Below are 20,867 nucleotides of genomic sequence, written 5' to 3'. Positions count from 1 at the left end.
CAGGGGCACGTGTGCCTTCACGATGAGGGCAAGCGTCCACTAGGACGAGGCTGCACTAGCAAGGAGTCTAGATGAGTGTGGATAGCGCCTACGCGGTCGAGTTGAAGGGAGTGACCTTCAAGCGCGGTTCGCGCAGCATTTTCAGCAATGTCGACATACGCATCCCGCGCGGCAAGGTCACCGGCATCATGGGGCCATCGGGTTGCGGCAAGACCACATTGCTACGCCTGATGGGTGCGCAACTGCGTCCGTCCAGCGGCGAGGTATGGGTAGCCGGGCAAAATCTGCCGACGCTGTCGCGCAGCGACCTGTTCGACGCGCGCAAGCAGATGGGCGTGCTGTTCCAGAGTGGCGCGCTGTTCACCGACCTCGATGTGTTCGAGAACGTGGCCTTCCCGCTGCGCGTGCACACCCAGCTGTCGGAAGAGATGATTCGCGACATCGTGTTGATGAAACTGCAGGCTGTCGGCCTGCGCGGTGCCATCGACCTGATGCCTGACGAACTGTCCGGTGGCATGAAGCGCCGGGTGGCGTTGGCGCGTGCGATCGCCCTGGACCCGCAGATCCTCATGTACGACGAACCGTTCGTCGGCCAGGACCCGATCGCCATGGGGGTACTGGTGCGCCTGATCCGCCTGCTCAACGATGCCCTGGGCATCACCAGCATCGTGGTTTCCCACGACCTGGCCGAAACCGCCAGCATCGCCGACTACATCTACGTGGTAGGGGATGGCCAGGTGCTGGGGCAGGGCACGCCTGACGAGCTGATGGGCTCGGACAATCCGCGTATTCGCCAGTTCATGAAAGGCGACCCGGATGGCCCGGTACCCTTCCACTTTCCCGCGCCTGATTACCGCGCCGACCTGCTGGGGGCGCGTTGATGCGCAGAAAATCCTTACTCGAACGTGTTCGCCTGTTCGGTCGCTCGGCGATCGACGTGCTGGCCGTGCTCGGGCGTTCCTGTCTGTTTCTGTTCCATGCGCTGATCGGGCGTGGCGGTATTGGCGGTGGCTTCCAGCTGCTGACCAAGCAGCTGTACTCGGTGGGCGTGCTGTCGCTGGCGATCATCGTCGTGTCTGGTGTGTTCATCGGCATGGTGCTGGCGCTGCAGGGCTACAGCATCCTTACCAAGTACGGTTCTGAACAGGCGGTCGGGCAGATGGTGGCCCTGACCCTGCTGCGTGAGCTCGGGCCGGTGGTGACCGCACTGTTGTTCGCCGGCCGCGCAGGTTCTGCTTTGACCGCCGAAATTGGCAACATGAAGTCCACCGAGCAGCTGTCGAGCCTGGAAATGATTGGCGTCGACCCGCTCAAGTACATCGTTGCGCCACGCCTGTGGGCCGGTTTCATCTCGCTGCCGCTGCTGGCGCTGATCTTCAGCGTGGTCGGCATCTGGGGTGGGTCGTGGGTCGCCGTGGATTGGCTGGGCGTCTACGAGGGCTCGTTCTGGGCCAACATGCAGAACAGTGTTTCCTTCACCGACGACGTGCTGAACGGCTTGATCAAGAGCCTGGTGTTCGCCTTCGTCACCACCTGGATCGCCGTATTCCAGGGGTACGACTGTGAGCCCACCTCAGAAGGGATCAGCCGTGCCACCACCAAGACCGTGGTCTATGCCTCGTTGGCTGTCCTGGGTCTGGACTTTATTCTGACCGCCTTGATGTTTGGAGATTTCTGATGCAAAACCGCACCCTGGAAATCGGTGTCGGCCTGTTCCTCCTGGCCGGGATCCTGGCGCTGCTGCTGCTGGCCCTGCGAGTCAGCGGGCTGTCGGCCAGCCCGAGCAGCGATACCTATAAAGTTTATGCGTACTTCGACAATATCGCCGGTTTGACGGTCAGAGCTAAAGTGACCATGGCCGGTGTGACGATCGGCAAGGTCACCGCCATCGATCTGGACCGTGATTCCTACACCGGTCGGGTGACGTTGCAGCTGGACAAGACCGTCGACAACCTGCCGACCGACTCCACTGCTTCGATCCTGACCGCCGGGTTGCTGGGCGAGAAGTACATCGGCATCAGCGTGGGCGGCGAAGACGACGTGCTCAAGGATGGCGCGACCATCCACGACACCCAGTCGGCACTGGTGCTGGAAGATCTGATTGGCAAGTTCCTGCTCAACTCCGTTGGCAAGGAACCGAAAGAAGCGCAACCGGCTAATTAAGGAGTTTCCATGATTTCGATCCTGCGACGTGGCCTGCTGGTCCTGCTGGCGGCCTTCCCTTTGCTGACCGTGGCGGCGCAGACGCCTCACGATGTGGTGCAAGGCACGACCAACGAATTGCTTGGCGACCTCAAGGCCAACAAGGAGCAGTACAAGTCCAACCCCAACGCCTTCTACGATGCGCTCAACCGCATCCTGGGCCCGGTGGTGGACGCTGACGGCATTTCCCGCAGCATCATGACCGTGAAGTATTCGCGCAAGGCCACGCCTGAGCAGATGCAGCGCTTCCAGGAGAACTTCAAGCGCAGCCTGATGCAGTTCTATGGCAACGCCCTGCTGGAATACAACAACCAGGGCATCGTCGTTGACCCGGCCAAGGCTGATGACGGCAAGCGTGCAAGCGTCGGCATGAAGGTGACCGGCAACAACGGCGCCGTGTACCCGGTGCAGTACACCCTGGAGAACATTGCCGGCGAGTGGAAGGTGCGTAACGTCATCGTCAACGGCATCAACATCGGCAAACTGTTCCGCGACCAGTTCGCCGATGCCATGCAGCGCAACGGCAACAACCTGGACAAGACCATCGATGGTTGGGCCGGTGAAGTGGCCAAGGCCAAGGAAACCGCCGATAAGTCGCCCGAGAAGGCAGTGCAATGAGTGAGGCTGGCGTAAGCATGGCCGAGCCGGGCGTACTGCGTTTGACCGGCGTGCTGGACTATCGCAGCGGCCCGGCCTTGCGCAAGCAAGGCAAGGCATTGATCGACGCCTCGCGCGAGCCGCACATGGTGCTGGATTGCTCGGCCGTGGCGAAATCGTCCAGCGTCGGCCTGTCGCTGCTGCTGGCGTTTATCCGCGATGCCCAGGCGGCCGGCAAGGCCTTCGAAGTACGCGGTATGCCCGACGACATGCGGGAAATTGCCGGGGTTTATGACCTCGATGAAGTGCTGGCTACTTGATGGCAATGCACTGAAGGATGGCCCCTCGGTCAGCGCACGCCCTCAGTGGGCTTCGCAGGCGAGGGGCTTTTTTGTATGATGGCCGACCCGTGCGCATCGGGCGCCGATTGAGGTTGAGCATGCAGGCCGTAGAAGTTAAAAGCTTCCTTGAAGAAAAATTGCCGGGATCCCGGGTCGAAGTTGAAGGCGAAGGCTGCAACTTCCAATTGAACGTGATCAGCGACGAGTTGGCTGGCCTGAGCCCGGTCAAGCGTCAGCAGGCGATCTATGCTCACCTTAATCCCTGGATCGCCAATGGCAGCATCCATGCGGTAACCATGAAATTTTTCAGCAGCGCAGCCTGGGCTGAGCGCACCTGAGCCAACTTGGCGGCGAGACTCCAATGGACAAACTGATTATTACTGGCGGCGCTCGCCTTGACGGCGAGATCCGCATTTCGGGCGCGAAGAACGCGGCATTGCCGATTCTGGCAGCGACCCTGCTGGCTGACGGCCCGGTCACTGTGGCCAACCTGCCGCACCTGCACGACATCACCACCATGATCGAGCTGTTCGGGCGCATGGGCATCGAGCCTGTGATCGACGAAAAGCTGGCCGTGGAAATCGACCCACGCACCATCAAGACCCTGGTCGCGCCGTACGAGCTGGTCAAGACCATGCGCGCCTCGATCCTGGTGCTGGGCCCGATGGTTGCACGTTTCGGCGAGGCTGAAGTAGCCCTGCCTGGCGGTTGCGCCATCGGTTCGCGCCCTGTCGACCTGCACATCCGTGGCCTTGAAGCCATGGGCGCGAAGATCGAAGTCGAAGCCGGCTACATCAAGGCCAAGGCGCCTGAGGGTGGCCTGCGCGGTGCGCACTTCTTCTTCGACACCGTCAGCGTGACCGGTACCGAGAACATTATGATGGCCGCTGCCCTGGCCAAAGGCCGCAGCGTGCTGCAAAACGCTGCCCGTGAACCTGAAGTGGTCGACCTGGCCAACTTCATCAACGCCATGGGCGGCAATGTTCAGGGCGCTGGCACCGACACCATCACCATCGAAGGCGTCGAGCGCCTGCACTCGGCCACTTACCGCGTCATGCCCGACCGTATCGAAACCGGTACCTACCTGGTCGCCGCAGCCGTCACCGGCGGCCGCGTCAAGGTCAAGGACACCGACCCGACCATCCTTGAAGCGGTACTGGAAAAACTCAAGGAAGCGGGCGCCGACATCACCACCGGTGAAGACTGGATCGAGCTGGACATGCACGGCAAGCGGCCCAAGGCTGTCAACCTGCGTACCGCGCCGTACCCAGCGTTCCCGACCGACATGCAGGCGCAGTTCATCTCGCTCAACGCCATCGCCGAAGGCACTGGCGCGGTGATCGAGACGATCTTCGAAAACCGCTTCATGCACGTCTACGAAATGCACCGCATGGGCGCGCAGATCCAGGTCGAAGGTAACACCGCCATCGTCACCGGCGTCAAGACGCTGAAGGGCGCGCCAGTCATGGCCACCGACCTGCGTGCTTCCGCCAGCCTGGTACTGTCGGCGCTGGTGGCCGAAGGCGATACGCTGATCGATCGCATCTACCACATCGACCGTGGTTACGAGTGCATCGAGGAAAAACTGCAGATGCTGGGCGCCAAGATCCGCCGCGTACCGGGTTAATAGCCCACAGGCGCACGATGTGGGAGCGGGCTTGTCCCGCGAAGGAGGCACTGCGGTGTATGGCACCGGCGTTGCCGGTGTTCGCGGGGCTAGCCCGCTCCCACACACGAATTGAATGAGGTCGGGCCTAGGCCCGGCCGGCAGTAGCCGCTTAAGGACCGACGTTTCCCATGTTGACCATCGCGCTATCCAAAGGCCGAATTCTCGACGATACCCTGCCATTGCTGGCCGAGGCCGGTATCGTGCCGACCGAGAACCCGGACAAGAGCCGTAAACTGATCATCCCCACCACGCAGGACGACGTGCGCCTGCTGATCGTGCGTGCCACTGACGTGCCGACCTACGTCGAGCATGGCGCCGCCGACCTCGGTGTGGCTGGCAAGGACGTGCTGATGGAGTACGGCGGCCAGGGCCTGTACGAGCCGCTGGACCTGCAGATTGCCTGCTGCAAGCTGATGACCGCTGGCGTGGTCGGCGCACCTGAGCCCAAGGGCCGTCTGCGCGTGGCCACCAAGTTCGTCAACGTCGCCAAGCGTTATTACGCCGAGCAGGGCCGTCAGGTCGACATCATCAAGCTGTATGGCTCGATGGAGCTGGCACCCCTGATCAACCTTGCCGACAAGATCATCGACGTGGTCGACACTGGCAACACCCTGCGCGCCAATGGCCTGGAACCCCAGGAAATGATCGCCACGATCAGCTCCCGCCTGGTGGTCAACAAAGCATCGATGAAGATGCAGCACGCCCGTATCCAGAGCCTGATCGACACCCTGCGCAAGGCCGTCGAATCGCGACACCGCGGCTGACTCCTGCGCGCGACCTCCGCTGTCGCGCCCGTCTATCCGCGTCATAGCCACTTTTCTCGGGTGCCCGCGCGGATGGACTGGTAGCCTAGGGCGCCTGAGCATTCGCTAATAATCGAGGCCCTCGCCATGACCGTGTCCACTGCAATTGCCCGTCTCAACGCCGCTGATCCGGATTTCGCCCGACATCTGGATCATCTGCTGAGCTGGGAAAGTGTGTCCGATGACGCGGTCAACCAGCGCGTGCTCGACATCATCAAGGCCGTGCGCGAACGCGGCGATGCGGCGCTGGTGGAGTTCACCCAGCGCTTCGATGGTGTCGATGCTAAGTCCATCGATGACCTGATTCTTGGCCGTGAACGCCTTGAGCTTGCCCTGACGCGCATTACCGACACCCAGCGTGCAGCCCTGGAAAAAGCCGCCGAGCGCGTGCGCATCTACCACGAGCGGCAAAAGCAGGACTCCTGGCAGTACACCGAAGCTGACGGCACCGTGCTGGGCCAGAAGGTCACACCGTTGGATCGCGCTGGCCTGTACGTACCGGGTGGCAAGGCGTCGTACCCGTCCTCGGTACTGATGAACGCCATTCCGGCCAAGGTCGCGGGTGTGACCGAAGTGGTCATGGTGGTGCCGACCCCGCGTGGCGAGGTCAATGAACTGGTGCTGGCCGCTGCCTGCATCGCCGGTGTCGACCGTGTGTTCACCGTGGGTGGCGCACAGGCCGTCGCTGCGCTGGCCTATGGCACCGAGAGCGTGCCGCAGGTGGACAAGATCGTCGGCCCGGGCAACATCTACGTCGCCACCGCCAAGCGCCACGTGTTCGGCCAGGTCGGCATCGACATGATCGCCGGCCCGTCGGAAATTCTCGTGGTGTGTGACGGCCAGACCGACCCGGACTGGATCGCCATGGACCTGTTCTCCCAGGCCGAGCACGACGAAGACGCCCAGGCCATCCTGGTCAGCCCGGACGCTGAGTTCCTCGACCGCGTTGCCGCCAGCATCGACAAGCTGCTGCCGACCATGGAACGCGCCGAGATCATCGAGAAATCGGTTAATGGCCGCGGCGCGCTGATCCAGGTGCGTGACATGCAGCAGGCCATCGACGTGGCCAACCGCATCGCCCCTGAGCACTTGGAGCTGTCGGTCGCCGACCCGCAGGCCTGGTTGCCGCAGATTCGCCACGCCGGTGCAATCTTCATGGGCCGCCACACCAGTGAAGCACTGGGTGACTACTGCGCAGGCCCCAACCACGTGTTGCCAACCTCCGGCACCGCGCGTTTTTCGTCGCCACTGGGGGTGTATGACTTCCAGAAGCGTTCGTCGATCATCTTCTGCTCCGAGCAGGGCGCATCCGAGCTGGGGCACACCGCTTCGGTCCTGGCCCGTGGCGAGTCGCTGACCGCCCACGCCCGCAGCGCCGAATACCGTATCCTGACCCAAGAGAAGGGGAACTGAGCATGAGTCGATTCTGGAGCCCCTTCGTCAAGGACCTGGTGCCTTACGTGCCGGGCGAGCAACCCAAGCTGGCCCGCCTGGTCAAGCTCAACACCAACGAGAACCCCTATGGCCCGTCGCCCAAGGCGCTGGAAGCCATGCGCGGCGAGCTGAACGACAACCTGCGCCTGTACCCGGACCCGAACGGTGACCGGCTCAAGCAGGCGGTGGCCGAGTACTACGGCGTCACCCCGGGGCAGGTGTTTGTCGGCAACGGTTCGGACGAGGTGCTGGCGCACATCTTCCACGGCCTGTTCCAGCACGATGCACCGCTGCTGTTCCCGGACATCAGCTACAGCTTCTATCCGGTGTACTGCGGCCTGTACGGCATTGCCTACGAGCAAGTGGCGCTGGACGAGCAGTTCCAGATCCGCGTCGAGGACTACAAAAAGCCGAATGCCGGGATCATCTTCCCCAACCCGAATGCGCCGACCGGCTGCCTGATGCCGCTGCAAGCGGTCGAGCAGCTGCTGCAGGGCAACCCGGATTCGGTGGTGGTGGTAGATGAGGCCTACATCGACTTTGGTGGCGAGACGGCCATCAGCCTGGTAGACCGCTACGACAACCTGCTGGTGACCCAGACCCTGTCCAAGTCCCGTTCGCTGGCTGGCCTGCGCGTTGGCTTGGCAGTGGGCCACCCGGACCTGATCGAAGCGCTGGAGCGGATCAAGAACAGCTTCAACTCCTACCCACTGGACCGTGCGGCGATCGTCGGTGCGGCCGTGGCGTTCGAAGACCGTGCCTACTTCGAAGAAACCTGCCGCAAGGTGATCGACAGCCGTGAAGTGCTGGTCGAGCAGCTGACGGCCAAGGGCTTCGAGGTGCTGCCGTCGGCGGCCAACTTCATCTTCGCCCGTCACCCGCAGCAGGATGCGGCCGAGTTGGCGGCCCGCTTGCGTGAGCAAGGCGTGATCGTGCGGCACTTCAAGCAGGCGCGGATTGCCCAGTTCCTGCGGATTACCATCGGTACGCCGGAAATGAACCAGGCGTTGCTCGATGCGCTGAACTGATCAAGGTAGGCTCAAGCAGCCGCCTGCTTCGATCTGACCCCGCCTGGCACTGATTGCCAGGCGGGGTTTTTGCTTTCAGGGCTGAACCTGGCTCTCAATAGGCTATTTCCTCGATGCTGTACGGCATGCCGGCAGGCCTGTTGCGTACGGCCGCCGGGGTGCCATCGAGTAGCAGCACATAGTCGTTGACGTCATCCATGCCGTCCGGGTCGGTCCACTGTTCGGCCCCAGCCGGTACTTGTGCAACCACATGCCCGTTCTTGAGGATGGTCAAGTAGCCCTTGGCAGTACTGTGCCAGCGCAGGCGGGCAGTGGCTTCATCGGCCCTTGCTTTGCGAGCGCCCGTGTTACCGAGCAGGGGTGTTCCGTCGAGTAGCCATTGCGGCTCGAGTGTCAGCCCCATGTGGCGCAACACAGTGGGCGCTACTGAGGTCTGCGCAGGCAAGCGGTACAGGTTGTTCGGCCCTGGGTTTTCTTTCGGAATGCTGGGCTGGGTCAGTTCTTTGTTCAGCGGTTTATTGCTGGCGATGAAGATGGTCTTTTCCTGTTCTGTGACGCCGCCAAGGCCTTTGCCCCAATAGTCGCGGCCATGGTCCGTGCTGACAATCACCAGCCAGTCTTCACGCGGATGGCGGCGGCTGCGCAGGTCGACCGCGTCCAGCAGTTCCCCCACTTGGTTGTCGGCCTTTCGCAGTGCCTGCTGGTAGCGGTTGTCGAAACCACCGTTGTGGCCGGCTGCATCAGGTTCGCCCAGCTGGATGAAGGTGAAGTCGGCGGGCGTGGTGTCGAGTATCTGCAGCGCCCGCGCGATGACGTTATCGTCGGATAGGCCACTCTCGCGTACGTCGTTGCCGTGGGCGTCCTCGAGCAGGAACGCGGTGTTGATCGACGACCAGTTCACCACACTGGACAGGTAGGCGGTGGGCAGCGCCTGGCGCAGCCGTTTGAACAGGCTGGGGAAAGCCAGGGAGACCCGCAGCGACTCGGCATTCGAGTCAACGCCATGCTTGTTGCTCCAGACCCCGGTGAGCAGGGTGACCCAGCCAGGGCCGCTGAGCGTTGGCTGTTCGCTGGCCTTGCCGGTGATGCCGCCGGTGTAGGCGCTGCCGTAATACAGACGTTGCTGCAGATTGCTGGCGTCGCCCAATGCTTCGTAACGGTCGAGTTGCACGCCTTCGATACCGATGATCAGGGTTTTCGGTTGGCGCGCATGCTGCGCCGGGTCGCAAGCTGCCAACAGCGTCAGTGTCATCAGAAGCAGGGCTGATAATCGCATGATGGGGCATCCGGGAACGGTACAGCGAGCGTTGCAATAAAGCGTGCTGCTCACAACTGGCAGAAATACCAGGTGGTTTGCTGTTCAGAGGGCTTTCCATTAGGCTGCAGCAATTCATCGGATGATTGGTTGAATGTAATGAGCGTAGAGCTGACCAAGCGTTCCCTGGTCGAACTTGCCGTGGAGCGCATGCGCGAGCGCATCCTCAACGGCGACTGGCAGGTAGGGCAGCGCCTGCCGACTGAGCCGGAGCTGGCCCAGGAATTGGGCATCAGCCGCAATACCGTGCGTGAGGCCATGCGCGTGCTGGCGTTCAGCGGCCTGGTGGAAATACGGCAGGGCGATGGCAGTTACCTGCGCACGGCTCAGGACCCGTTGATGGCGGTGCAGGCGATGTCCCGCTGCACGCCCGAGCAGGCGCGGGAGACTCGCCATATCCTCGAAGCCGAGGCCATCGGCCTGGCAGCGCTGCGCCGCACCGACGCCGACCTGCAAGGGTTGCGTGAAGCCCTTGCGGGCAGCGCCGGGCATTTTCACGGTGACATCGATGCGTATGTGAGCTGCGACCTGGTGTTTCACCAGCGCTTGGTGGATGCCGCCCACAACCCGGCATTGAGTGAGTTGTACCGGTACTTCTCCGGCGTGGTGGCCGCTGCGCTGCAGCACAACATGACCACCGTTCCGCGCTGCCAATCCACGTTCGATCTGCACGGGGAAATCCTCGACGCCATCGAGCAACGTGATTCGGAGCGGGCCAAGCGCCTGAGCCGGACCCTCATCGAATCCTGACCACGAGAAGCCCATGGCTGAATCAATGACCCGTAGCAACCCGCCCGGCGAGCGGGAACTCGACGAACTGCTGATCGACGCCGAAGCCGATGACGAGCAGGTGCAGCAACAGCCTGTGCTGCTGCGCCGGCCCTGGCTGTTGCTGCTGGGCCTGGTATTGGTGGCGCTGAACCTGCGGCCGGCCTTGTCGAGCATGGCGCCGGTGCTGGGCCTGGTGTCCGAAGGCCTGGGTTTGAGCGCCTTGCAGGCTGGCTTGCTGACCACCTTGCCGGTACTTTGCCTGGGCCTGTTCGCGCCACTGGCGCCGGTGCTGGCGCGGCGTTTTGGCAGTGAACGGGTGATCCTCGGCATCCTTCTGACCTTGGCCTTGGGCATTGTGGTGCGCAGTGCCTTTGGGGTGGCCGGGGTGTTCCTGGGGAGCCTCATGGCCGGCGCCAGCATTGGCATTATCGGCGTGCTGTTGCCGGGCATCGTCAAGCGCGACTTCCCACAGCATGCCGGCACCTTGACCGGGGTCTACACCATGGCGCTGTGCCTGGGGGCGGCCATGGCGGCCGGCGCCACGGTGCCCCTGGCCCAGCACTACGAAGGCAACTGGACGCTGGGGCTGGGCTTCTGGGCCGTGCCGGCACTGTTGGCCATGTTGGTCTGGCTGCCGCAGGCGCGCCAGGGGCACGGCCTGCACAAGGTTGCCTATCGAGTGCGTGGCCTGTGGCGTGATCCATTGGCCTGGCAGGTGACCTTGTACATGGGCCTGCAATCGTCGCTGGCCTATATCGTCTTCGGTTGGTTGCCTTCGATTCTGATGGGTCGTGGTCTGAGCCCAACCGAGGCGGGGCTGGTGCTGTCGGGCTCGGTGATCGTGCAATTGATCAGCTCGCTCAGTGCGCCCTGGCTGGCCACGCGCGGCAAGGACCAGCGCTTGGCCATCGTAATTGTCATGCTGGTGACCCTGGCCGGGCTGTTTGGCTGCCTGTATGCGCCTATTTCCGGGCTGTGGGGGTGGGCGGTGCTGTTGGGCCTGGGGCAGGGCGGGACGTTTGCCCTGGCATTGACGTTGATCGTGCTGCGCTCCAAAGACGCCCATGTGGCGGCGAACCTGTCGAGCATGGCGCAAGGGGTGGGTTACACACTGGCGTCGATGGGGCCGTTTGCGGTGGGGTTGGTGCATGACCTGACCGGTGGCTGGGCGGCACTGGGGTGGATCTTTGCCGTGCTAGGCCTGGGTGCCATTGTTTTCGGGCTTGGGGCTGGGCGGGCGTTGCATGTGCAGGTGACCAGCGAAAAAGTCTGAGACTGATTGTGCCAGTGCCGGCCCATTCGCGGGACAAGCCCGCTCCCACAGGATGGGAGTGCTTTCAGGCACTGCGGGCTCCTGTGGGAGCGGGCTTGTCCCGCGAATGGGCCGGCACTGGCGTAAGCGCATCGAGCAGATTATCGTGCACCTTTCGATCCCAGGATGGACCTGCCCCATGAGCGACGCCAACCGCGACCTGATCACCCGCTTCTACCAGGCCTTCCAGCGGCTGGATGCCGAGGCCATGGTGGCCTGTTACAGCGACGATATCGTCTTCAGCGACCCGGTCTTCGGTACCCTGCGCGGCAAGGATGCAGGCGACATGTGGCGGATGCTCACCACCCGCGCCAAGGACTTCACCCTGACCTTCGACAACGTCCGTGCGGACGAGCGCGGTGGCAGTGCGCACTGGGTCGCGACCTACCTGTTCAGCCAGACCGGCCGTACCGTGGTCAACGCTATCCAGGCACGTTTTGTCATTCGCGATGGCTTGATCTGCCAGCATGACGACAGCTTCGACCTTTGGCGCTGGTCGCGCCAGGCATTGGGGGCGCCCGGGGTGCTGCTCGGCTGGTCGCCGCTGATTCAGAACAAGGTGCGCCAGCAGGCGTTCAAAGGGCTGCGGGCGTTTCAGCACAGCCAAGGCAGCTAACGGAAAGAGCAGGCGTCGTGAGTGAAGCAGTGCCGGATCAGGCGGTAAAACCTTGGTATGTCTACCTGGTGCGGGCGGCCAATGGGTCGCTGTATTGCGGGATCAGTGATGACCCGCAGCGGCGCTTTCTGGCGCATCAAAAAGGGCAGGGGGCGCGATACTTCAAGACCAGCCCGGCGCAGGCGCTGGTGTATGTCGAGCAGTGGCCCGACAAAGGCGAAGCGCTGCGCCAGGAGCGGCTGGTGAAGCGGCTGCGTAAATCGGCCAAGGAGGCGCTGGTGGCCTCGTTCAGCAACGCCTAGGGCGCGCTACGCGCCCCGGGCGGTATCAGTCTTTGCGCCGCTTCAGCTGATCGATCAGCTGCGTCGGCAGCCCCTTGATGATCAAGGTCCCCGCCACCTCGTCATACTCAACCTTGTCGCCCAGCAGGTGCGCCTCGAAGCTGATCGACAGCCCCTCGGCACGGCCAGTGAAGCGGCGGAACTGGTTGAGGGTGCGTTTGTCTGCAGGGATCTCCGGCGACAGGCCGTAGTCTTTGTTGCGGATGTGGTCGTAAAACGCCTTCGGGCGGTCTTCGTCGATTAGGCTGGACAGTTCTTCAAGGGTCACCGGCTCGCCCAGCTTGGTTTGGGTGGTGGCGTAGTCGACCAGGGTCTGGGTCTTCTCGCGGGCCGACGCCTCGGGCAAGTCTTCGCTCTCGACGAAGTCGCTGAAGGCCTTGAGCAGGGTACGGGTTTCACCTGGGCCGTCGACGCCTTCCTGGCAACCGATGAAATCACGGAAGTAGTCGGAGACTTTCTTGCCGTTCTTGCCTTTGATGAACGAGATGTACTGCTTGGAATTCTGGTTGTTCTTCCACTCGGACAGGTTGATGCGCGCCGCCAAGTGCAGTTGGCCGAGGTCCAGGTGGCGCGATGGCGTCACATCGAGGTCCGCATTCACCGCCACGCCTTCGCTGTGGTGCAACAAGGCGATTGCCAGGTAATCGGTCATGCCTTGCTGGTAGTGGGCGAACAGGATGTGCCCGCCGGTGGACAGGTTGGACTCTTCCATCAGCTTTTGCAGGTGTTCGACGGCGATGCGGCTGAACGCCGCGAAGTCCTTTTCTGCTTCCAGGTACTGCTTCAACCAGCCACTGAGCGGGTAGGCACCCGATTCGCCGTGGAAGAAGCCCCACGCCTTGCCTTGCTTGGCGTTGTAGCTGTCGTTGAGGTCGGCCAGCAGGTTTTCGATGGCATCTGACGCGCCCAGTTCGGTATCGCGTGCGTGCAGCACGGCGGGGCTGCCATCGGGCTTCTTGTCGATCAGGTGAACGATACAATGACGGATTGGCATGAAGTCCTCGGCGAGTCTGGGGGCGGTGCACGGCCGCGCTGCAAAAGTCGTCCAGTTTACCCCAGAGACAAGGTGATGCAGTGGCCGGATGTTGGCAGAAATGCCGGTTGTTCGTTTTTTGTTCAGTTTTGTGCGTTTTAAGCTAAAACCCCCGAAAAACCTGCATTAAATCGAAGTGCGCAGCGGATATTTATCCATTCCTGTGGTAGCTTTGCGCGGTCTTGCGCCCCTCGCGTGGCGCATTGCTGGCAGCACGCTAGCGTCGTGTCGAACCAAACGCCGATTTACGTATCTACATACGCGATTGGCGCGGCCCTCCAGAATTCAGGGGCTGGCCCGATAACGTCGTAGCTCGCTGCTTAACTACTGAATTTGATAGGGAAGGAACATCACCATGGCATTGACCAAAGACCAACTGATTGCCGACATCGCCGAATCGATCGCCGCGCCAAAAGCCACCGCCAAAAACGCACTGGAGCAACTGGGCCAGATCGTTGCTGACCAACTGGAAAACGGCGCTGAAATCACCCTGCCAGGCATCGGCAAGCTGAAAGTCTCCGAGCGTCCTGCCCGTACCGGCCGCAACCCTTCGACTGGCGCTGCCATCGAAATCGCTGCCAAGAAAGTCGTCAAGTTCGTGCCAGCCAAAGTGCTGACCGACGCCATCAACAAGTAATTGTTGACGCTGTGACGAAACCGCGCCCGGGCTTGCCCGGGCGCGGTTTTTTTTAGCCTTGTGTTTTACGCCGTGCGTGCCAGGCCTGGCGCGCGTTGTCGTCCTGGAAGCTCCAGGCGACCATGCGGCTCTGCTTCTGCCCTTGGCCCATCTCGCTGATGCGCACGGCCTTGGCGCCTGCTTTTTTCAGCGCAGCCTCGATGCCTGGCAGGTTGCTGGCCTTGGACACCAGGCTGGTGAACCACAGCACGCTTTCGGCGTACTGCGCGCTTTCCCCGACCAGTTGCGTCACGAAGCGGATCTCGCCGCCCTCACACCACAGTTCGTTGTTCTGGCCGCCGAAATTGAGCACGGGCAGTTTGCGCTTGGGGTCCTGCTTGCCCAGGTTTTTCCACTTGCGCTGGCTGCCGCGGGTGGCTTCCTCGCGTGAGGCATGGAAGGGCGGGTTGCACAGGGTCAGGTCGAAGCGCTCGTCCGCCTGCAGCAGGCCGCTGAGAATGTGCGTGCGGTTGGCCTGCTGGCGCAGAGTGATGGCCTTGCTCAGGCCATTGGCCTGGACGATGGCCTTGGCCGATGCCAGTGCCACAGGGTCGATATCCGAGCCCAGGAAGCGCCAGCGGTAGTCGCTGTGGCCGATCAGCGGGTAGATGCAGTTGGCACCCACGCCGATGTCCAGCGCGCGCACCTGGGCGCCTTTTGGGATCTCGCCGGCATTGTCTTCGCCCAGCAGGTCGGCGAGCACATGGATGTAGTCGGCGCGACCGGGGATGGGCGGGCACAGGTAGTCGGCGGGGATGTCCCAGTGCTGGATGCCGTACTGGGCCTTGAGCAAGGCGCGGTTGAACACCCGTACCGCCTCGGGGTTGGCGAAGTCGATGCTGGGTTTGCCGTGCGGGTTGGTGATGGTGAAGCGGGCCAGGTCAGGGTGGGCCTTGATCAGGCTGGGGAAGTCGTAGCGACCCTGGTGGCGGTTGCGCGGGTGCAGGGTGGGTTTCTGGTTCATGGTCAGGTCCGGTGCTGCAGGTGCTGGCCAGGGGGCCGCTGTGCGGCCCCTTCGCGGCACAAGGCCGCTCCCACAGGATAGTGGGGCTCCTTGAAGGCAGCGCAATTCCTGTGGGAGCGGCCTTGTGCCGCGAACGAGGGCGAAGCCCTCGCTGGTCAGGTCAGCATTGTCAGGTTACAGCGCTGCAATCCGCGCATGCTGCTCGGTGAAGTTGGCCAGGGCCTGTTCGGACTCGGCCAGCTTGGCGCGTTCCTTCTCGATCACAGCAGGCGGTGCCTTGTCGACGAAGGCAGCGTTGGACAGCTTGCCGCCCACGCGCTGGACTTCACCCTGCAGACGCTGGATCTCCTTGTTCAGGCGAGCCAGTTCGGCGTCCTTGTCGATCAGGCCGGCCATCGGCACCAGTACCTGCAAATCGCCCACCAGTGCGGTGGCCGACAGTGGCGCTTCGTCGGCATCGCCAAGCACGGTGAACGACTCGACCTTGGCCAGTTTCTTCAGCAGGGCTTCGTTTTCCTGCAGGCGGCGCTGGTCGTCGGCATTGGCGTTTTTCAGGAACAGAGGCAGCGGCTTGCCCGGGCCGATGTTCATTTCGGCGCGGATGTTGCGCAGGCCGACCATCAGCTCCTTGAGCCACTCGATGTCACCTTCGGCAGCGGCATCGATGCGGCTTTCATTGGCCACCGGCCACGGCTGCAGCATGATGGTCTTGCCCTGAATGCCAGCCAGCGGCGCGATGCGCTGCCAGATTTCTTCAGTGATGAACGGCATGAACGGATGCGCCAGGCGCAGGGCCACTTCCAGCACGCGCACCAGGGTGCGACGGGTGCCGCGGGCGCGCTCGACCGGGGCGTTCTCGTCCCACAGCACAGGCTTGGAGAGTTCCAGGTACCAGTCGCAATACTGGTTCCAGATGAACTCATACAGGGCCTGGCTGGCCAGGTCGAAGCGGAACTGCTCCAGCTGGCGGGTCACTTCGGCTTCGGTACGCTGCAGTTGCGAAATGATCCAGCGGTCGGCCAGCGACAGCTCGTAGGCTTCGCCGTTCTGGCCGCAGTCCTCGCCCTTGTCCAGCACGTAGCGGGCGGCGTTCCAGATCTTGTTGCAGAAGTTGCGGTAGCCTTCGACGCGGCCCATGTCGAACTTGATGTCGCGGCCGGTCGAGGCCAGCGAGCAGAACGTGAAGCGCAGGGCGTCGGTGCCGTAGCTGGCGATGCCGTCCGGGAACTCGGCCTTGGTCTGCTTGGCGATCTTCTCGGCAAGCTTGGGCTGCATCATGCCGCTGGTGCGTTTTTCCAGCAGGGCGTCGAGGGTGATGCCGTCGACGATGTCCAGCGGGTCCAGGACGTTGCCCTTGGACTTGGACATCTTCTGGCCCTGGCCATCGCGCACCAGGCCGTGCACGTACACGGTCTTGAACGGAACCTGAGGGGTGCCGTCCTCGTTCTTGATCAGGTGCATGGTCAGCATGATCATGCGCGCAACCCAGAAGAAGATGATGTCGAAGCCGGTGACCAGCACATCGGTGGAGTGGAACTTCTTGAGGAACTCGGTCTGTTCTGGCCAGCCCAGCGTCGAGAAGGTCCACAGGCCCGAGCTGAACCAGGTGTCGAGTACGTCGTCGTCCTGGCGCAGGGCAACGTCGGCGCCCAGGTTGTGCTTGGCGCGGACTTCAGCCTCGTCACGGCCGACATAGACCTGGCCGGCCTCGTCGTACCATGCCGGGATGCGGTGGCCCCACCACAGCTGGCGGCTGATGCACCAGTCCTGGATGTCGCGCATCCAGGAGAAATACATGTTCTCGTACTGCTTGGGCACGAACTGGATGCGGCCATCTTCCACGGCGGCGATGGCAGGCTCTGCCAGCGGCTTGGTGGAGACGTACCACTGGTCGGTCAGCCACGGTTCGATGACAGTGCCCGAACGGTCGCCTTTCGGCACTTTCAAGGCGTGGTCGTCGATGCTGACCAGCAGGCCCTGGGCGTCCAGGTCGGCGACGATCTGCTTACGCGCGACAAAGCGGTCGAGGGTGGCGTACTGGGCGGGCAGGGTGGTGTCGACCTGCTCGTTGACGCTGCCGTCGAGGTTGAAGGCCTGGGCATTGGCCAGGACCATCGCGTTCTTGTCGAAGATGTTCAGCAGCGGCAGGTTGTGGCGCTTGCCGACTTCGTAGTCGTTGAAGTCGTGTGCCGGGGTGATCTTCACGCAGCCGGTGCCGAATTCCGGGTCGCAGTAGTCGTCGGCGATGATCGGGATGCGGCGGCCGACCAGCGGCAGCTCGACGAACTTGCCGATCAGGGCCTGGTAGCGCTCGTCGTTCGGGTTGACCGCGACGGCAGCGTCACCCAGCAGGGTTTCCGGACGCGTGGTGGCAACCACCAGGTAATCCTTGCCTTCGGCGGTCTTGGCGCCGTCGGCCAGCGGGTAGCGCAGGTTCCACAGGTGGCCCTTCTCGTCGTGGTTTTCCACTTCGAGGTCAGAGATGGCCGTGTGTAGCTTGGTGTCCCAGTTGACCAGGCGCTTGCCGCGGTAGATCAGACCGTCTTCGTGCAGGCGCACGAAGGCTTCCTTGACGGCTTCGGACAGGCCGTCGTCCATGGTGAAGCGCTCACGGCTCCAGTCGACCGACGAGCCCAGGCGGCGGATCTGACGGCTGATGTTGCCGCCGGACTGGTCCTTCCACTCCCAGACTTTTTCCAGGAACTGTTCGCGACCCAGGTCATGACGGTTCTGGCCTTTGGCTTCGAGCTGGCGCTCGACCAGCATCTGCGTGGCGATACCGGCGTGGTCGGTGCCCGGCTGCCAAAGGGTGTCGCGACCCTGCATGCGGCGGAAACGGATCAGGGCGTCCATGATCGCGTTGTTGAACCCATGGCCCATGTGCAGGCTGCCGGTGACGTTCGGCGGCGGGATCATGATGGTGTAGGACTCACCTGCACCTTGTGGAGCGAAATAGTTCTCGGACTCCCAGGTGTTGTACCAGGAAGTTTCGATGGCGTGCGGCTGGTAGGTCTTATCCATGCGCGGCGGGACCCTGTGCATTTATTCGGGAAAGCCGAAAAGTATAACGAAGGCACAGGGTTTAGGCGACAGGCCGGGGGCTGCTTTGCAGCCCTTTCGCGACACAAGGCCGCCCCCACAGTTGAACGCATTCCTCCTGTGGGAGCGGCCTTGTGTCGCGAAAGGGCCGCAAAGCGGCCCCAGGGGTTACTCCGAACGCTTGATCAAGCGCTCAATACGCGCATCCAGCCGGCGCTTGATTTCGTTCTCGATATGCGGGGTAAAGTCATTGATCACGTCTTGCATGATCGCCTGCGCCGCGGCGCGCAGCTCGCTTTCCAGGTGCAGCAAGGTGTCCTGGCGGCGGGTTTGCGAGTCTTCCTCGGGGGCGGTGGCGATCGGCTCGCCGGCCGACACGGGGTTGCCGGCGGGTTCGTCCAGCAACAGTGGAATCTGCTCCACCGTCTCGGTCAGCAGCGGCGGTTGCAGGTCGGCGTCGCCAAGCAACTGGCGGATCGACTCGAGGTCATCGAGCAGATGGGCGGAGTCGGGCAAAGGGGAGGGCTTGTCCATCGTCGTCAAAGTCGCTGTAAGCGGTGGTCTTGCAGAGCATAGCCCTGTTCGCGGTAGAAACGGAACCGCTCACGGGCCGATTGGCGGATGCCTGGCTCCTCGACGACGATCTCGGCCACCCGTTCGAACTGGCCGACGAACGCGGGCACGCCAGCGCCCAGGTTAATCAGCAGGTCGCTGTGTTGCCCGGCATCCTCGGCAATCCCTAAGGCCACCGTGGCATCCGCGTGCAATTCCGCGAGGTCGTGGGGCACGAAGGCTTCGCCCTTGAAGTGCCAGAGGCGTTGGTCCAGTTCGCTGCGCTGTTCGGCATCCTGGCAATGCAGGTAGACCCGGTGGCCGAGGCGCCAGGCTTTTTCGCACAGTTTGCAGGCGAAATCGAGCCGCGCCGACAAGGCGTCGGTGGGCAGAATATAGAAATCGACTTTGCTCATGGTGGTCTCTGCCGGCCGGTGGCGCGCAAGGCGCCACCGGCCTCACGGCATCAGGCGCCAGCGCGGTCCAGCAGGTACTGGGTCAGCAGCGGGACCGGGCGGCCAGTGGCGCCCTTGTCCTTGCCACCGCTGATCCAGGCCGTGCCGGCGATGTCCATGTGCGCCCAGTTGTAGGCCTTGGCGAAGCGCGACAGGAAGCAGCCTGCGGTGATGGTGCCGGCCTTCGGCCCACCGATGTTGCCCATGTCGGCGAACGGGCTGTCCAGTTGTTCCTGGTACTCGTCGAACAGCGGCAGCTGCCAGGCACGGTCGTCGGCGCGCTTGCCCGCATCCAGCAGTTGGCCGACCAGGTCGTCGTTGTTGCCCATCAGGCCCGAGGTGTGGCTACCCAGGGCGACGATGCAGGCGCCGGTCAGGGTGGCGATGTCGATCACTGCCTGGGGCTTGAAGCGTTCGGCGTAGGTCAGGGCGTCGCACAGCACCAGGCGGCCTTCGGCGTCGGTGTTGAGGATTTCGACGGTCTGGCCGCTCATGGTGGTGACGATGTCGCCCGGGCGGGTAGCGCCACCGCTCGGCATGTTTTCAGCGCAGGCCAGCAGGCACACCAGGTTGATCGGCAGCTGCAGTTCGAGCACCGCACGTAGGGTGCCGAACACGCTGGCGGCGCCACACATGTCGTATTTCATCTCGTCCATGCCGGCGCCTGGCTTGAGGCTGATGCCACCGGTGTCGAAGGTGATGCCCTTGCCCACCAGCACAAACGGCTTGTCTGCTTTCTTGCCGCCCTGGTAATTGAGGACGATCAGGCGTGGCGGCTGGTCGCTGCCCTGGCCCACGGCGTAGAACGCGCCCATGCCCAGGTCCTTGATCTTCTTCTCGTCGAGCACTTCGACCTTGAGCCCTTTGTGCGCCTTGCCCAGCTCCTTGGCCTGTTCGGCGAGGAAGCTTGGGTGGCACAGGTTGGGCGGCAGGTTGCCCAGGTCGCGGGTGAAGGCCATGCCGGTGGCAATCGCGGTGGCGTGCTTGACGGCACGCTCGACCTCGGCCAGGCCGGCCTTGTCGGCCAGCAGGGTGACCTTTTTCAGGGCGCGCGGCTCGGCTTTCTGGCTTTTGAAACGGTCGAACACGTATTCGCCGTCTTGCATGGTCTCGGCCAGCAGGCGGTACTTGCCGTAGTGGGCGTCGCGGTTGCTGACGGCGATATCATCCAGGGCGAGCACGGCGTCAGTGCCGTTGAGGCCTTTCAGGACGCCGGCGACGCTGGCCACCAGTTTGCGCCAGGCGCGGTCGCCCAGGGCTTCGTCCTTGCCGCTGCCAACCAGCAGCACGCGCTCGGCCTTCAGGCCTGGCAGGCTGTGCAGCAGCAGGGTCTGCCCCGGTTTACCGGCCAGGTCGCCACGTTTGAGCACGGCGCTGATGGCACCTTCGCAGGCTTGGTCGACGGCCTTGGCAACAGCGCCGAGCTTGCGGCCTTCACCTACCGGTACAACCAGCGTGGCGGTTTTTACGGATGCAGCAGCTACGCTTTTTACAACCAGTTCCATGTCAGGGTCCCCGAATGATCGATACAGTTGGCGCTTTGCATTCAAGCGCTCTGGGCGGGCCAGGCCGCGTGGTCGCGTACCCGTGGAAAAGCTGCCAGTTTGAGCCTGCGGCCAGCGTGCTGACAACCCTGTTTTGCGGCTTCATGCGCGGCCAAGTGACAGGGGCGGTCAATCACAGGATAATGCGCGCTCTTTACATGGAGGTTCGCCTGTG

The 20,867-nt window shown here is 63.0% G+C and carries 22 protein-coding genes; 15 read left to right on the top strand and 7 right to left on the bottom strand.

The window, feature by feature from the left end:
* The first annotated feature begins 71 nt into the window (after positions 1-71).
* The 10 genes from MFF34_RS03790 to hisC all read left to right on the top strand — a co-directional run bounded on the left by MFF34_RS03790 (position 72) and on the right by hisC (position 8,074).
* Entirely contained in the window at positions 72-881 is an 810-nt protein-coding gene (locus tag MFF34_RS03790) for an ATP-binding cassette domain-containing protein (protein ID WP_016501329.1), read from the top strand.
* Positions 881-1,678: a lipid asymmetry maintenance ABC transporter permease subunit MlaE gene (gene mlaE, locus MFF34_RS03785; RefSeq protein ID WP_027595612.1), complete on the top strand. Its 798-nt coding sequence runs from the start codon at positions 881-883 to the stop codon at positions 1,676-1,678. The genes MFF34_RS03790 and mlaE overlap by 1 nt, the downstream gene beginning before the upstream one ends.
* Positions 1,678-2,163 carry an outer membrane lipid asymmetry maintenance protein MlaD gene (mlaD, locus tag MFF34_RS03780; protein WP_027595613.1) on the top strand — a complete coding sequence of 162 codons (486 nt, stop codon included), beginning with the start codon at positions 1,678-1,680 and terminating at the stop codon, positions 2,161-2,163. The genes mlaE and mlaD overlap by 1 nt, the downstream gene beginning before the upstream one ends.
* A gap of 9 nt (positions 2,164-2,172) precedes the next feature.
* Entirely contained in the window at positions 2,173-2,820 is a 648-nt protein-coding gene (locus MFF34_RS03775; RefSeq protein WP_027595614.1) for a phospholipid-binding protein MlaC, read from the top strand.
* Positions 2,817-3,119, top strand: a complete 303-nt coding sequence (locus MFF34_RS03770) for a lipid asymmetry maintenance protein MlaB (RefSeq protein WP_027595615.1) — start codon at positions 2,817-2,819, stop codon at positions 3,117-3,119. The genes MFF34_RS03775 and MFF34_RS03770 overlap by 4 nt, the downstream gene beginning before the upstream one ends.
* A gap of 119 nt (positions 3,120-3,238) precedes the next feature.
* Entirely contained in the window at positions 3,239-3,478 is a 240-nt protein-coding gene (locus MFF34_RS03765) for a BolA family protein (RefSeq protein WP_003255121.1), read from the top strand.
* A 23-nt stretch (positions 3,479-3,501) separates the two neighbouring features.
* The gene (murA, locus tag MFF34_RS03760; RefSeq protein WP_027595616.1) at positions 3,502-4,767 is read left to right on the top strand and encodes a UDP-N-acetylglucosamine 1-carboxyvinyltransferase; all 1,266 of its coding nucleotides are present in this window, start codon (positions 3,502-3,504) and stop codon (positions 4,765-4,767) included.
* A gap of 170 nt (positions 4,768-4,937) precedes the next feature.
* Complete coding sequence (hisG, locus tag MFF34_RS03755) at positions 4,938-5,573, top strand: ATP phosphoribosyltransferase (protein WP_033701084.1); 636 nt, start codon at positions 4,938-4,940, stop codon at positions 5,571-5,573.
* Between the two features lie 126 nt (positions 5,574-5,699).
* On the top strand, positions 5,700-7,025 hold the full coding sequence (gene hisD, locus MFF34_RS03750) for a histidinol dehydrogenase (protein ID WP_027595618.1): 1,326 nt from the start codon (positions 5,700-5,702) through the stop codon (positions 7,023-7,025).
* A 2-nt stretch (positions 7,026-7,027) separates the two neighbouring features.
* Positions 7,028-8,074, top strand: coding sequence for a histidinol-phosphate transaminase (gene hisC, locus MFF34_RS03745; protein ID WP_027595619.1), 1,047 nt, complete (start codon positions 7,028-7,030; stop codon positions 8,072-8,074).
* A gap of 94 nt (positions 8,075-8,168) precedes the next feature.
* On the opposite strand, the gene MFF34_RS03740 is transcribed toward hisC, so the two are convergent.
* Positions 8,169-9,350 carry an alkaline phosphatase family protein gene (locus MFF34_RS03740; RefSeq protein ID WP_238210363.1) on the bottom strand — a complete coding sequence of 394 codons (1,182 nt, stop codon included), beginning with the start codon at positions 9,348-9,350 and terminating at the stop codon, positions 8,169-8,171.
* Positions 9,351-9,488: 138 nt separating this feature from the next.
* On the opposite strand from MFF34_RS03740, the gene MFF34_RS03735 reads away from it, so the two are divergent.
* The 4 genes from MFF34_RS03735 (at position 9,489) to MFF34_RS03720 (ending at position 12,390) form a co-directional block, all read left to right on the top strand.
* A complete protein-coding gene (locus MFF34_RS03735) occupies positions 9,489-10,139 on the top strand; it encodes a FadR/GntR family transcriptional regulator (protein ID WP_238210355.1) in 651 nt (216 codons plus the stop codon).
* A gap of 13 nt (positions 10,140-10,152) precedes the next feature.
* Positions 10,153-11,433 carry an MFS transporter gene (locus MFF34_RS03730; RefSeq protein WP_238210354.1) on the top strand — a complete coding sequence of 427 codons (1,281 nt, stop codon included), beginning with the start codon at positions 10,153-10,155 and terminating at the stop codon, positions 11,431-11,433.
* A 178-nt stretch (positions 11,434-11,611) separates the two neighbouring features.
* Positions 11,612-12,088 carry a nuclear transport factor 2 family protein gene (locus MFF34_RS03725; RefSeq protein ID WP_238210351.1) on the top strand — a complete coding sequence of 159 codons (477 nt, stop codon included), beginning with the start codon at positions 11,612-11,614 and terminating at the stop codon, positions 12,086-12,088.
* A 17-nt stretch (positions 12,089-12,105) separates the two neighbouring features.
* Positions 12,106-12,390 carry a GIY-YIG nuclease family protein gene (locus MFF34_RS03720; protein ID WP_027595624.1) on the top strand — a complete coding sequence of 95 codons (285 nt, stop codon included), beginning with the start codon at positions 12,106-12,108 and terminating at the stop codon, positions 12,388-12,390.
* Positions 12,391-12,415: 25 nt separating this feature from the next.
* On the opposite strand, the gene yejK is transcribed toward MFF34_RS03720, so the two are convergent.
* A complete protein-coding gene (yejK, locus tag MFF34_RS03715) occupies positions 12,416-13,423 on the bottom strand; it encodes a nucleoid-associated protein YejK (protein WP_027595625.1) in 1,008 nt (335 codons plus the stop codon).
* A gap of 394 nt (positions 13,424-13,817) precedes the next feature.
* On the opposite strand from yejK, the gene MFF34_RS03710 reads away from it, so the two are divergent.
* A complete protein-coding gene (locus MFF34_RS03710; RefSeq protein WP_003255106.1) occupies positions 13,818-14,099 on the top strand; it encodes an HU family DNA-binding protein in 282 nt (93 codons plus the stop codon).
* A gap of 52 nt (positions 14,100-14,151) precedes the next feature.
* Here the strand turns inward: MFF34_RS03710 and rlmF are convergent, their stop codons facing one another.
* From rlmF to MFF34_RS03685, 5 genes are all read right to left on the bottom strand, one after another.
* Positions 14,152-15,102, bottom strand: coding sequence for a 23S rRNA (adenine(1618)-N(6))-methyltransferase RlmF (rlmF, locus tag MFF34_RS03705; protein WP_238210349.1), 951 nt, complete (start codon positions 15,100-15,102; stop codon positions 14,152-14,154).
* 174 nt (positions 15,103-15,276) lie between these two features.
* Positions 15,277-18,123, bottom strand: a complete 2,847-nt coding sequence (locus MFF34_RS03700) for a valine--tRNA ligase (protein ID WP_027595627.1) — start codon at positions 18,121-18,123, stop codon at positions 15,277-15,279.
* A 186-nt stretch (positions 18,124-18,309) separates the two neighbouring features.
* Entirely contained in the window at positions 18,310-18,675 is a 366-nt protein-coding gene (locus MFF34_RS03695; protein WP_238210347.1) for a DNA polymerase III subunit chi, read from the bottom strand.
* 5 nt (positions 18,676-18,680) lie between these two features.
* Positions 18,681-19,109 (bottom strand): DNA polymerase III subunit chi, encoded by a 429-nt coding sequence (locus tag MFF34_RS03690; RefSeq protein ID WP_099428403.1) that lies wholly within the window; start codon positions 19,107-19,109, stop codon positions 18,681-18,683.
* A 50-nt stretch (positions 19,110-19,159) separates the two neighbouring features.
* Positions 19,160-20,653: a leucyl aminopeptidase gene (locus MFF34_RS03685; RefSeq protein WP_238210345.1), complete on the bottom strand. Its 1,494-nt coding sequence runs from the start codon at positions 20,651-20,653 to the stop codon at positions 19,160-19,162.
* Positions 20,654-20,867 lie beyond the last annotated feature (214 nt).

Origin of the sequence: Pseudomonas sp. PAGU 2196 (assembly GCF_022179005.1) — a bacterium.
Lineage (GTDB): Bacteria > Pseudomonadota > Gammaproteobacteria > Pseudomonadales > Pseudomonadaceae > Aquipseudomonas > Aquipseudomonas kermanshahensis.
This window is presented reverse-complemented; position numbering and strand designations above follow the sequence as displayed.